This window comes from Stenotrophomonas sp. GSD10 (assembly GCF_056172695.1).
Map to the genome: position 1 here is coordinate 3,982,223 of NZ_JAOCMC010000002.1, position 11,992 is coordinate 3,994,214.

8 protein-coding genes and 1 pseudogene are annotated in these 11,992 nt (G+C 68.5%); 5 read left to right on the forward strand and 4 right to left on the reverse strand.

Annotated elements, in window-relative coordinates:
- The first annotated feature begins 13 nt into the window (after positions 1-13).
- From bioH to bioC, 3 genes are read left to right on the forward strand one after another with little or no spacing between them, the layout of a single operon-like run.
- Positions 14-793 (forward strand): pimeloyl-ACP methyl ester esterase BioH, encoded by a 780-nt coding sequence (gene bioH / locus N4G47_RS18570; RefSeq protein WP_475289408.1) that lies wholly within the window; start codon positions 14-16, stop codon positions 791-793.
- A gap of 29 nt (positions 794-822) precedes the next feature.
- Positions 823-1,602, forward strand: a complete 780-nt coding sequence (locus N4G47_RS18575; RefSeq protein ID WP_475289410.1) for an SDR family oxidoreductase — start codon at positions 823-825, stop codon at positions 1,600-1,602.
- A 12-nt stretch (positions 1,603-1,614) separates the two neighbouring features.
- Positions 1,615-2,499 carry a malonyl-ACP O-methyltransferase BioC gene (bioC, locus tag N4G47_RS18580; RefSeq protein ID WP_107232504.1) on the forward strand — a complete coding sequence of 295 codons (885 nt, stop codon included), beginning with the start codon at positions 1,615-1,617 and terminating at the stop codon, positions 2,497-2,499.
- 201 nt (positions 2,500-2,700) lie between these two features.
- On the opposite strand, the gene N4G47_RS18585 is transcribed toward bioC, so the two are convergent.
- Positions 2,701-3,345 carry a YdcF family protein gene (locus N4G47_RS18585; protein ID WP_475289979.1) on the reverse strand — a complete coding sequence of 215 codons (645 nt, stop codon included), beginning with the start codon at positions 3,343-3,345 and terminating at the stop codon, positions 2,701-2,703.
- Positions 3,330-4,292, reverse strand: coding sequence for a pyridoxal-phosphate dependent enzyme (locus N4G47_RS18590; protein ID WP_475289416.1), 963 nt, complete (start codon positions 4,290-4,292; stop codon positions 3,330-3,332). Before N4G47_RS18590 ends, N4G47_RS18585 begins: the two co-directional genes overlap by 16 nt.
- Before the next feature lie 160 nt (positions 4,293-4,452).
- On the opposite strand from N4G47_RS18590, the gene N4G47_RS18595 reads away from it, so the two are divergent.
- Together N4G47_RS18595 and mnmG are read left to right on the forward strand one after the other, a co-directional pair.
- Positions 4,453-4,941, forward strand: a complete 489-nt coding sequence (locus N4G47_RS18595; protein ID WP_475289420.1) for a hypothetical protein — start codon at positions 4,453-4,455, stop codon at positions 4,939-4,941.
- 528 nt (positions 4,942-5,469) lie between these two features.
- Positions 5,470-7,359, forward strand: a complete 1,890-nt coding sequence (mnmG, locus tag N4G47_RS18600; RefSeq protein WP_475289423.1) for a tRNA uridine-5-carboxymethylaminomethyl(34) synthesis enzyme MnmG — start codon at positions 5,470-5,472, stop codon at positions 7,357-7,359.
- 61 nt (positions 7,360-7,420) lie between these two features.
- On the opposite strand, the pseudogene smeC reads toward mnmG, so the two are convergent.
- Positions 7,421-8,835, reverse strand: a pseudogene (gene smeC, locus N4G47_RS18605) (multidrug efflux transporter outer membrane subunit SmeC).
- The gene (gene smeB / locus N4G47_RS18610; RefSeq protein ID WP_475289425.1) at positions 8,832-11,981 is read right to left on the reverse strand and encodes a multidrug efflux RND transporter permease subunit SmeB; all 3,150 of its coding nucleotides are present in this window, start codon (positions 11,979-11,981) and stop codon (positions 8,832-8,834) included. Before smeB ends, smeC begins: the two are co-directional and overlap by 4 nt.
- Between the last annotated feature and the right edge of the window lie 11 nt (positions 11,982-11,992).

The window sequence follows — 11,992 nt, forward strand, 5'->3', positions numbered from 1 at the left end:
CTGTCGTTCCCCCATGCATATCGAAGTGACCGGCCAGGGGCCGGACCTGGTACTGATCCACGGCTGGGCCCTGCAGGGCGGCGTGTTCGCGCCGCTGGTGGAGCGCCTGGCGGATCAGTTCACCCTGCATCGTGTCGACCTGCCCGGTCACGGCCACAGCCGCGAAGACACCACGCCGCTGCGCCTGCCGTTCGTGGTCAACGCCATTGCTGCGGCCACGCCGCCGGCGGTGTGGTGCGGCTGGTCGCTGGGTGGCCTGTTCGCGCTGCACGCAGCAGCGACGCTGCCCAAGGTGCGCGGGCTGGCGATGATCGCCGCTACGCCGCGATTCGTGCGCGGCGAGGACTGGCCGCATGCGGTGGAACCGGCGGTGTTCGAGCAGTTCGGGCGCGAGCTGGCCACTGACTTCGGCGGCACCCTGGAACGCTTCCTGGCGCTGGATGTGATGGGCTCGGCGCATGCCCGCGAGGAGCTGCGCACCCTGCGCCAGCGCCTGGTCGAGCGCGGCGCGCCGACCGAACGCGCCTTGCTGGAAGGCCTGCGCCTGCTGGAAGGCACCGATCTGCGCGGCGCGCTGCCCACGCTGGGCAAGCCCAGCCTGTGGATCGCCGGCCAGCGTGACCGCCTGGTGTCGCCGGCGGCGATGCAGGCCGCTGCGGCGGTTACCCCGTGCGCGCAGGCGCTGACCATCGCCCACGGCGGCCACGCGCCCTTCCTCGGCCATGCCGACGAGGTGGCCGCCGCCCTGCAACACTTCGTTGCCGGCCTGTCACCGGCCGATGGCGGACAATGAGCGCCTTCCGAATTCGGCAGGACTGACGCATGGATCTGGGTATCACTGGCCGCTGGGCACTGGTCTGCGGCGCCAGCAAGGGGCTCGGCCTGGGCTGCGCGCGTGCACTGGTGCGCGAGGGCGTGAACGTGGTGATCGTCGCCCGTGGCGAGGCTGCACTGCAGGTCGCTGCCGAAGAGCTGCGTGCACTGCCCGGTGCCGGTGAGATACGCACCGTCGCCGCCGACGTCACCACCGAGGCCGGCCGGGGCGCGGCGCTGGCCGCATGCCCGCAGGTGGACATCCTGGTTACCAATGCCGGTGGCCCGCCGCCGGGTGACTTCCGCACCTTCGAGCGCGACGACTGGATCGCTGCGCTGGACGCCAACATGCTGGCGCCGATCGCCCTGATCCGTGCCACCGTGGACGCGATGATCGAGCGCGGTTTCGGCCGCGTCGTCAACATCACCTCCTCGGCGGTGAAGGCCCCGATCGACATCCTGGCGCTGTCCAATGGCGCGCGCAGCGGCCTGACCGGTTTCGTCGCCGGCCTGTCGCGCCGTACCGTCGCGCACAACGTCACGATCAACAACCTGCTGCCCGGCCAGTTCGACACCGACCGCCTGCGCGCCAACTTCGCCCACAGTGCGGGCAAGGGCGGCGACGCAGGTGAAGTGGCTGAGCGCCGCCGCCAGCAGATTCCCGCCGGCCGCTTCGGCACGCCGGACGAATTCGGCGCCGCCTGCGCCTTCCTGTGCAGTGCGCAGGCCGGTTACCTCACCGGGCAGAACCTGCTGATCGACGGCGGCGCCTACCCCGGTACGTTCTGAGAGAATTTCGCAATGCCGTCCCACTTCGATGCCCGCCATGTCCGCCGCGCGTTCTCGCGTGCCGCCACCCGCTACGACGCCGCTGCGGCACTGCAGCGCGAGGTGCAGTCGCGGTTGATCGAATCGCTGGACTACCTGGAGGCACGCAAGCCGGAGGTGGTGCTGGATATCGGCGCCGGCACGGGTCATGCCAGTGCGCTGATGAAGAAGCGCTGGCCGAAGGCGCAGGTGATCGCCCTGGACATGGCGCTGCCGATGCTGGACCAGGCCAAGCGCCAGGCCGGCTGGTGGAAGCCGTTCCAGCGCCTGTGCGGCGACGCCACTGCACTGCCGCTGGCCGACAACAGCGTGGACGTGATCTTCAGCAACCTGTGCCTGCAATGGGTGGATGACCTGCCGGCCGTTTTCGCCGGCTTCCGCCGCGTGCTCAAGCCCGGTGGCCTGCTGCTGTGCTCGACCTTCGGCCCGGAAACGCTGGTCGAGCTCAATGAGGCCTTCGCCGCCGCCGATGACCGCCCGCACGTGAGCCGCTTCGCGCAGATCGCCCAGTTCGGCGACGCGCTGATGATGGCCGGTTTCCGCGACCCGGTACTGGACCGCGACCTGTTCACCCTGACCTACGACGACCTGCCTTCGCTGATGCGCGAGCTGCGCGCGATGGGCGCGACCAACGCCCGCGTGGACCGCCGCCATACCCTCACCGGGCGCGGTCGTTTCGCCGCCGCCGCCGCGGCGTACGAGCCGATGCGTCGCGCCGACGGCAAGCTGCCGAGCAGCTGGGAAGTGATCTACGCCCACGCCTGGGCGCCGGACCCTGGCGCGCCGATCCGCGAAGGCGGGCATGACGTGGCCTCGGTGCCGGTGTCGGCGATTCCGATCCGGCGCAAGCAGACCTGACGGTCTGGTAGTGCCGGCCGCTGGCCGGCAACCTCACGATTCCATGGTGGGCATCTGCCGGCCAGCGGCCGGCACTACCGCATGCCACGCCGATCAGATCGCGGTACCGCCAGTATTGTGCCGACCAAGGTCGGCACCTACCAATGGCAGGTATGGGCCGGCGCGCGAACCGGGTATCGCCGGGCCACGCCCGGCGGCCCCTCAGGTATTGGCCGGTGAACTCAGCGGCGGGCGCACCAGATCGCGGTGGAAGAAGTAGATCTCCTGCACCAGGAAGCGCCAGCTGGTGTGGAAGCTGCGGAAGCGCGTGCTGGGCGTGGACGAGGCCAGCGCATCGATGCCCAGCGCCTTGCTCAGGCGCAGCGCGCGCGCCATGTGCAATGGGTCGCTGACGATGATCACCCGGTGCAGGTTGCGCTGATCCATCAAGCGCTTGGCTTCCACCAGGTTCTGCACGGTATTGCGCGAGGCGGTCTCGATCAGGATCGCGTCGTCCGGCACGCCATGCTTGAGCGCATAGCGCCGCGCCACCTGCGATTCGGAAAAGCGCGCGCCGGTACCACCGTAGCCGCCAGTGAAGATCAGCAGTGGCGCGTACTGGGCCTCATAGAGATCCAGGCCATGCCGGATGCGTTCTTCGAATACCGGTGACGGCTTGGCGTCATAGGCCGCCGCACCGAGCACGATGATGGCGTCGGCCTTCGCCGCCTGGTCACGCTCACCGATCCAGACGATCCAGGCGGTCACACCCAGCAGCCAGATCACCAGCACCACGAACAGCCGCCAGATCCAGCCCAGCAGGCCGGTACGCCGCCGCTGCCGGTCGCGACTCATGGCGCGCCCCAGCGCAGTGCCGGCAGGTCGACATTGCCGCCGGACAACACCAGCCCCACGCGCAGCCCCGCAAAGCGCTGCGGCTGCGCCAGTACCGCCGCCAGCACGGTGGCCGAAGACGGCTCCACCACCTGCTTGAGGACCTCCCACAGCAGGCGCATCGCGGCCATCGTGGCTGCGTCATCAACCACGATCACCTCGGCGCCGGCAGCGCGCAGCAACGCGAAGTTGGGCGCACCGATCAGCGTGCGCAGGCCGTCGCAGATCGTGTCCGGAGTGAAGGCGCCCTGGCGCGCGCCGGCGGCCAGCGAGCGCGCCGTGTCATCGGCACCGGCCGGCTCGGCCAGCACCAGCCGGGTCTGCGGGCTGGCATGCTGCAGCGCCAGCGCGGTGCCGCTGGCCAGGCCCCCACCACCCACCGGGACCACCAGCACGTCGAACGGACCGTCGCTGTGCAGCAGCTCCAGTGCGGCGGTGCCCTGCCCGGCCATGACCGCCGGGTCGGTATAGGGATGCACCAGGGTGGCGCCGGTATCGGCCTGCACCTTGGCACAGGTGGCCTCGCGGTCGGCGATGGTCGGCGGGCAGTGCCAGAGCGTGGCGCCGTGGCGGGCGATGTTGGCCAGCTTGGCCGCGACCGCCCCTTCCGGCACCACCACATGGCAGGGAATGCCCCGGGTGCGGGCGGCCAGCGCGAGGGCAGCACCGTGGTTGCCGGAAGAGTGGGTGACCACGCCGGTGCTGGCGCGATCGGCATCCAGCGACCACACCGCGTTGCAGGCACCACGGAACTTGAACGCGCCGCCGCGTTGCAGATGCTCGGCCTTGAACGCCAGCTGCGCGCCGGCCAGCGCATCGAGCGTGCGCGAGCGCAGCACCGGGGTCACGCTGGCATGCGGCGCGATCCGCGCAGCGGCAGCCAGGACATCATCGGCACGGGGCCACAGTGAATCGCTCATGACGCAAGATTAACGTATGGCTCCTCGCTGGCGACCCCGGCACAGGTCATGCCAGCATGAGGACCTTCACCTCCATTCATCCTGGCCAGTGAAGTTAAGGGCCGATTCAACGCCTGCGCACGAAGCTGACTGCACAACCCGTCCTCTGGGGGGACCCACCATGAAAACGCGCCTGATGCTTGCCGGTGGCCTGATGTTGGCCCTGACCGGCTGCACCACCTACGACTATGTCAGCGGTGGCCGCAGCGGCAGCTACTACCACGGTGCGCCGTCGGTGGAATACCGCTACCCGGCCGGCTATCCCTACAACTACGGCTACCCGTACTACGGCGGCTATGGCGGCTACTACGGCGGCTATGGCAACCCGTACTACTCGCGCCCGATCTACCGCCCGCCGCACAACCATCGTCCGCCGCCGCGCCCGCCCGGCAACGGTGGCGAGAACCGTCCGCCGCCGTCGCGGCCGTCGTACAACGGCGGTTCGCCGTGGCGCAACATGGACTCGATGCGTCGCCCGCCGCAGTCGAACATCCAGCCATCGGCACCCCCGCCGCAGGCCCGCCCGGCGCCGGCACCGAGCGCGCCGAGGATGAACGGTTCCCCCTGGCGCAACATGGATCGTGGGACGCAGCGCACACTTGAGCGCTGAACCGTCTTGCATTTCACACGGTCCAAGCCGCAATCTACGGGGACAGTGACGGCCCGCGTCACAAAGTGACAAAAACGACATGGGCCGTCGCAAACAGCTCTACGTCGATATCCGACAGGAACATCTGGATCCCCCTGTTCCGGCCCTGTCGGATGTCGGCACCTCTGATGGCAGACGGCCCCGCATCGCGGGGCCGTTTGTTTTGGGTGCCGCCGCAAGGGCATCCACGCATGGCGTGGATGGAGCCTTTGCCGGGATGCTCCAAAAAACAGGGCCGGACAGTCCCCCGACTGCCGGCCCTCTGCTCCCCCACCGTGCGCCTGTACCGGCCCCTGTTCCAATTCCGGTCACGGGCGCCTGCGGCGCCAGCCACGGTGGGTGCTATTGGGTTATCTGCAAAAAACCTGCCAACTTTAGTGTTGATTTCGGCGCCGACCCGATGGCGCCGACGCCGCCACCCCGATTGGCGCTAAAATCGCCACCCCGGCGCCGCCCCCGGTCGCGCCCGCCCCCAGCTGAACAGCCTCCATGAACCCGTCCTTCCATCGTTACGACGTCATCGTCATCGGCGGTGGCCACGCCGGCACCGAAGCCGCGCTGGCCGCAGCCCGCACCGGCGTGCGCACCCTGCTGCTGACCCACAACATCGAAACGGTGGGCGCGATGAGCTGCAACCCAGCCATCGGCGGCATCGGCAAGGGCCATCTGGTCAAGGAGATCGACGCACTGGGCGGTGCGATGGCGCATGCCGCCGACCGTGCCGGCATCCAGTGGCGCACGCTCAACGCCTCCAAGGGCCCGGCCGTGCGCGCCACCCGCTGCCAGGCCGACCGCAACCTGTACCGCATGGCGATCCGCGCCATCGTCGAAAGCCAGGCCAACCTGACCGTGTTCCAGGCGGCGGTGGACGATCTGGTCATCGAAGGCGACGCCGTGCGCGGGGTGATCACCCAGACCGGCCTGCGCTTCGACGCCGAGGCGGTGGTGCTGACCGCCGGCACCTTCCTGGCCGGCAAGATCCACGTCGGCCCGACCCAGTACGCCGCCGGCCGCATGGGCGACCCACCGGCCACCACACTGGCCGCGCGCCTGCGCGAGCGCCCGTTCCAGGTCGACCGCCTGAAGACCGGCACCCCGCCACGCATCGATGGCCGCTCGCTGGACTACAGCGTGATGGACGAGCAGCCCGGCGACACGCCGCGGCCGGTGATGTCCTTCCTCGGCTCGGTGGACGAGCATCCGCAGCAGGTCAGCTGCTGGATCACCCACACCACCGAACAGACCCACCAGATCATCCGCGACGCGCTGCACCGCTCGCCGCTGTACAGCGGCCAGATCGAAGGCATCGGTCCGCGCTACTGTCCGTCCATCGAAGACAAGGTCGTGCGCTTCGCCGAGAAGGCCAGCCACCAGATCTTCGTCGAACCCGAAGGCCTGGGCATCGTCGAGATCTACCCCAATGGCATCTCCACCTCGCTGCCGTTCGACGTGCAGCTGGAGATGGTACGCAGCATCGTCGGTTTCCAGAACGCGCACATCACCCGCCCCGGCTATGCGATCGAGTACGACTTCTTCGACCCGCGTGGGCTGAAGGCTTCGCTGGAGACCAAGCTGGTCAACGGCCTGTTCTTCGCTGGCCAGATCAACGGCACCACCGGTTATGAGGAAGCCGCCGCGCAGGGCCTGCTGGCCGGCCTCAACGCCGCGCGCCAGGTGCGCGGGCTGGATGGCTGGTGCCCGCGTCGCGACGAGGCGTACCTGGGCGTGCTGGTGGATGACCTGATCACCCACGGCACCAACGAGCCGTACCGCATGTTCACCAGCCGTGCCGAATACCGCCTGCAGCTGCGCGAGGACAATGCCGACCAGCGCCTGACCCCGGCCGGCCGCGAGATGGGCCTGGTCGATGACCGCCGCTGGAACGCGTTCGAGACCAAGCAGGCCGCCGTCGCCGCCGAGCGCGCGCGCCTGGGTGCGCTGTGGGCAACCCCCGCCAATGCGCTGGGCCGTGAAGTGCAGGACACGCTGGGCGTGGCGGTCAGCCGCGAAACCAACGTGCTGGACCTGATCAAGCGCCCCGAGCTGGATTACGCGCAGCTGATGCAGGTGCCGTCGCTGGGCCCGGCGGTGGCCGACGCCAAGGTGGCCGAGCAGGTGGAGATCGGCGTGAAGTACGCCGGCTACCTGGACCGCCAGCGCGAAGAGATCGAGCGCCAGCAGCGGCATGAAGCCACGCCGATTGCCGAGGCGTTCGACTATGCAACGGTGCGCGGGTTGTCGGCCGAAGCGCTGCAGAAGCTGGAGCGTGTGCGCCCGCAGACCATCGGCCAGGCGCAGCGTATTCCGGGCATGACCCCGGCAGCGATCTCGCTGCTGCTGGTGCACCTGGAGCGCGCGCGCCGCGGCCGCGTGGCGTAACGCGGGACCGTCCGCTTCTGGTGGGTGCCGACCAAGGTCGGCAGCTACCGGAACGAACGCGTTACCGAGCGTCGGCACCGCCGCCCAGCACCTTGAACAACGTCACCCGGTTGCCCGCGTCCTGCTGCTGCAGCGCGATCAGGTCCTGCTGCGCGGCGTACAGGCTGCGCTGTGCATCCAGCGCCTGCAGGTAGCCATCCAGCCCGGTGCGGTAACGCGCGTCGGCCAGCGTGTAGCTGCGCTGGCTGGCGGCCACCAGCGCGCGCTGCGCGTCCATCTGCGCGCTCAGGTGATCGCGCGTGGCCAGCGCATCGGCCACTTCACTGAAGGCCTGTTGGATCGCCTTCTGGTACTGCGCGATGCTGATGTCTCTGCCGATCTTCGAGGCATCCAGCGAGGCTTTCAGTGCGCCGGCATGGAAGATCGGCGCGGTGATGCTGGGCGCGAACGACCAGCCACGGGTGCCAGCCGAGAACAGCGTCGACAACGCGGTGGAGCTGTGGCCGTAGTTGGCAGTCAATGTCAGCGTCGGGAAGAATGCAGCGCGCGCGGCACCGATATCGGCGTTGGCGGCCTGCAACGCATGCTCAGCGGACAGCACATCCGGGCGCTGCAGCAGCACGCTGGAAGGCAGGTTGGCGGGCAGCGGTGCCAGCGCGACGCTGCCCTCCAGCGTCTGCGCGGTGGGCAGCAGAGCCGGATCCAGCGGCGCCCCAACCAACAACTGCAATGCATCACGATCCTGCGCCTGCTGTGTCTGCAGCCTGGCGAGCGCGCCGCGCGCGGCTTCCACGCTGGTCTGCACCTGCGACAGGTCCAGCCCCGAGGCCAGCCCCTGCGCATGGCGGGCCTCGGTGCGCTGCAAGGTCTGCTGCTGGCTGTCCAGGGTCTGTTGCGTGAATGCCAGCGACTGCCCATCGGCCGCCAGCGCCAGCCAGGCCGTGGCCACTTCTGCGACCAGGCTGGTGCGCGCGGCGCGCTGGTTCTCGGCACTGGCCAGCCAGTTCTGCAGGGCCTCGTCCTTCAGGCTGCGGATGCGCCCGAACAGGTCCAGCTCCCAGCTGCTGATGCCGACCTGCACCGCGTCGGACTCGGTCACCTGGGTGGCCCCGGTCTCACTGTTGGCATCGCTGACCCGCGAACGGGTGACGCTGCCGCTGGCGTCCACCGATGGCAGCAGCGCTGCACGCTGGATGCGGTACTGCGCACGCTCCTTCTCCACCTGCAGCACCGCCACGCGCAGGTCGCGGTTGTTCTGCAGCGCCAGCGCAATCACCTGCTGCAGGCGCGGTTCGAGGAACACCTCGCGCCACGCCGGCATCGCCAGTGCCGGGTCGGCCTCGCCGGTGGCGGCATTGCCGAACTGCACCGGCACCGGGGCCTCGGGCCGCTGGTAATGGGGGCCATGCTCACGCAGCCACCGAGCACGGTGGTCATCGTTGCGGCCGCCAGGGCGCGCAGCAGCATCGGCTTCATGGGCTTGCCTCCGCGGCAGTGGCTTCGGCCGGCGCGCGGCCCGGGAACAGGCGGCGCACCAGCAGGTAGAACAACGGTACGAAGAACATGCCCAGCACCATCGAGGCGACCGTGCCGCCGGCCACGCCGGTACCCAGCGAACGGCGCGCGGCCGAACCGGCGCCGCTGGCGAACACCAGCGGCAGCACGCCCATCAGAAACGCCAGCGACGTCATCACGATCGGTCGCAGCCGCAGGTAGACCGCCTGCAGGATCGCCTCGCGGGTGCTCCTGCCCTGCTGTTCGAGGATGCGCGCGAACTCGACGATCAGGATGCCGTTCTTGGCCGCCAGGCCAATCGTGGTCAACAGGCCGACCTGGAAGTACACATCGTTGTTGAGGCCGCGCAGGTTCATCATCAGCACTGCGCCGAACACGCCCACCGGCACCGCCAGCATCACCGCGAACGGCACCGCCCAGCTTTCATACAGCGCGGCCAGGCACAGGAACACGAACAGCAGCGAGATGGCGTACAGCATCGGCGCCTGATTGCCCGACAGCTGTTCCTGGTAGGCCATGTCCGACCAGGCGTGGCTGAAGCCTTCCGGCAGTGTGTCGGCCAGGCGCGCGATCTCGGCCATCGCCTCACCGGAGCTGACGCCCGGCGACGGCTGGCCGGTGATCTCCATCGCCGAGATGCCGTTGTAGCGCTGCAGTGCGGCCGGTGCGCTGGTCCAGTGCGCGCTGACCAGCGATGACAGCGGCACCATCTGCCCGGCCTGGTTGCGCACGCTCCAGCGCTCGATGTCCTGCGGCTGCATGCGCGCTTCGGCGGTGCCCTGGATGAACACCTTCTTGATGCGGCCCTTGTAGATGAAGTTGTTGACGAAGTCGCCGCCCAGCGCGGCATTCAAGGTCTCATTGATGTCCTGTGGATTCACGCCCATGGCCTGCGCCTTGGCGTCATCCACCTTCACCGCGTACACCGGCGCGTCTTCCAGGCTGGCGTAGCGCACGTTGACCAGCTTCGGATCCTTGGCGGCTTCCTTCAGCAACGTGTTGCGCGCAGCCACGGCGGCCGCATGGCCAGCACCGCCTTCGTCCTGCAGTTCCAGGGTGAAGCCGCCGGCATCACCGAGGCCGAGGATGGCCGGCGGCGAGGTGATGAACACCTGCGCATCGGGCACGCTGGCCATCGCCTTGGTGAGCCGTGCCGCGATGGTATCGGCGTCGTCCTTGCGGTCATCCCAGTCCTTCAGGCGGATGAAGGCCTGGCCGACGTTCTGGCCGCTGCCGGTCACACTGAAGCCGGCGGTGGCCTGGATCGACAGCACGCTGTCGTCCTTCACCGCTGCGGCACTCAGACGATCCATCACCGCACGGGTCTGTTCGAGCGTGGCGCCGGCCGGCAGCTTCACCAGCGCGTTGAGCATGCCCTGGTCCTCATCGGGCAGGAATGCACCCGGCAGGTGCCACAGCAGCAGGCCGGTGGCCACGCTCAGCACCAGGTAGAACAGCACACCCAGCGTGCGCCGGCCAAGGAAACCATCCACGCGATGGCGCAGGCCGTTGGACGTGCGCTCGAAGCGGTGGTTGAACCAGATAAAGAACTTGCCCAGCAGGCTCGGTTCGCCAGCGTGGTCGCCATGCGGATGGCCGCCCTTGGGAATCTGATGCAGGATGCTGCCGCACAGCGCGGGAGTGATGGTCATCGCCACCAGCACCGACAGGATCATGGCCGCGGCGATCGTCACCGAGAACTGGCGATAGATCACCCCGGTGACACCGCTGAAGAACGCCATCGGCAGGAACACCGCGGTCAGCACCAGCACGATGCCGACCAGCGCGCCGGTGATCTGGCCCATCGCCTTCAGCGTGGCCGGCTTCGGTGCCAGCCCTTCGAAGGTCATCACCCGCTCCACGTTCTCCACCACCACGATGGCATCGTCCACCAGCAGGCCGATGGCCAGCACCAGCGCGAACATGGTCAAGGTGTTGATCGAATACCCGAACGCGGCCAGCACGCCGAACGTGCCCAGCAGCACCACCGGCACCGCGATGGTCGGGATCAGCGTGGCCCGCCAGTTCTGCAGGAACAGGTACATCACCAGCACGACCAGCGCGATCGCCTCGATCAGGGTGATCACCACCTCCTTCAGCGAGATGGTCACGAACGGCGTGGTGGTGAATGCCACGTGGGCGGTGTAGCCATGCGGCCAGTACTTCTGCAGCTGCTGAAGCCGCGCATCGATGGCCTTGGACACGGCGATCGCGTTGGCACCGGCATTGAGTTCGATGCCCAGCGAGGCCGACGGCTTGCCGTTGAAGGTACTGATGCTGTCGTAGCTCTCCGGCCCCAAGCCGATCGTCGCCACGTCGCCCAGGTGCACCACGCTGCCGCTGGCGTCAGCCTTGAGCACCACCTGCGCGAACTGTTCGGGCGTGTGCAGGCGGCTGCGCGCGGTCACGGTTGCGTCCAGCTGCTGGCCCTTCAGCGCCGGCTGGCCACCCAGCTCACCGGCCGACACGTCGGTGTTCTGCGCCTGCAGCGCGCTCTCGATATCCGAGGGCATCAACGCGTACTGGCGCATCTTCTCCGGATCCAGCCAGATGCGCATGGCGTATTCCTGGCCGATCGGCTGGATGTTGCCGACACCACTGACGCGGCTGATCTGGTCGTCGATGCGCGCTTCCATGAAGTTGGCGACATCGAAGTTGTCCATGCTGTCGTCTTCGCTGGTGAACGACAGCACCTCGAAGATCGAACCACTGGACTTGGTGATGGTCAGGCCGTTCTGCTGCACCGCCTGCGGCAGCGTGGCCATGGCGGCCTGAAGCTGATTCTGCACCTGCACCTGCGCCGTATCCGGATTGGTGCCGGTGGCGAACACCAGGTTGACCTGCGCCGAGCCGTCGGAGGCACTGGTCGAGGTCATGTACATCAGGTGATCGAGGCTCTGCTGTGACTGCTCGATGACCTGGGTGACCGCGTTTTCCACGGTCTGCGACGAGGCACCGGTGTAGGTGGCGCGGATGGTGATGGTCGGTGGCGCGATCTGCGGATAGCGGTCCACCGGCAGGATCAGGATCGCAAGCAGGCCGAGCAGGCTGACCGCAATGGCGATCACCCAGGCGAAGATCGGCCGGTCGATGAAGAAACGAACCATGTGCGGCAGGC